Source organism: Blautia ammoniilytica (assembly GCF_025566965.1).
In the GTDB taxonomy this organism is placed as follows: domain Bacteria; phylum Bacillota; class Clostridia; order Lachnospirales; family Lachnospiraceae; genus Blautia_A; species Blautia_A ammoniilytica.
In genome coordinates this window covers 1-392 of sequence record NZ_JAOQJL010000088.1, presented here as the reverse complement: position 1 = coordinate 392, position 392 = coordinate 1, and the positions used below count along the sequence as shown (strand labels likewise).

Annotated in this window: 1 protein-coding gene; it reads right to left on the bottom strand. The window is 39.0% G+C overall.

From position 1 onward, the window contains the following. Positions 1-392 (bottom strand): helix-turn-helix domain-containing protein (locus OCV61_RS18490; protein ID WP_262583451.1); only part of this gene is annotated, 392 nt, incomplete at both ends.

Sequence of the window (392 nt, the reverse complement as noted above, 5' to 3'; positions counted from 1 at the left end):
ATGGAGATCCATTTTAATTTTGGAAGCCGGATCCGGTTGCCTTCCAGCAGGATATTCCCGTTGACCACATTTGTTGTGTAGCTGTTTTTGGAGTGATGTTTTGACTTGAAACGTGGAAATTCAGTCTTAGGATCATGGAAAAAGTTCTTATATGCTTTCTCCAGATGAAGCTGAACATTTGCCAGGGCCAGCGAATCTACTTCTTTCAGGAATGGATATTCCTTTTTATACATAGCTGGTGTGTTTTTTAACATTTTCTTTGTCTTTTTGTACTCCTGGATCTTATCATTAAGCATCTGATTGTACAGAAAACGGCAGCAGCCAAATGTTTTTCCAAGGAGTATCTTCTGTTCATCTGTTGGATAGATCCGGAAACGATATGCTATGTTCAA